This is a genomic window from Cupriavidus sp. 8B (genome assembly GCF_054589115.1).
In genome coordinates, this window is the sequence record NZ_BAAILO010000379.1 from 1 (window position 1) to 356 (window position 356).

Genomic DNA, 356 nt, shown 5'->3' on the forward strand with positions numbered 1-356 from the left:
TCTTCACGGAGACATAACATGCCTATCATTGTTTGCGAATGCAAGGTCGGAATCGAAGCTGGCGTCAAGGCCAAGATCGCCAGCGAGTTCACGAGCGCGATCAGGGAGATCATCCTTTCGCCGCTCGACTTGATTAGCGTCGTATTCCATGAAGCCACGCCCGACAACCTCTACCGTTCGGGAGAGCCCACTTCCGAAACGCTGATCTTCTGCCACATACGTGATGGGCGCAGCGACGGCGCCATACTATCGCTGGCCAAAAAAGTGAGCTCGATCTGGAGCGCGTGCACCGGGGCAACGGAAGACGAAGTCGAGGTTCTCGTCACACTGTATCCCGCCAAATACGTCGTGCGCGG

Annotated in this window: 1 protein-coding gene; it reads left to right on the forward strand. The window is 56.7% G+C overall.

From position 1 onward, the window contains the following. Window positions 1-18 precede the first annotated feature (18 nt). Window positions 19-356 (forward strand): tautomerase family protein (locus ACYP5B_RS35050; RefSeq protein WP_459572728.1); only part of this gene is annotated, 338 nt, incomplete at its 3' end.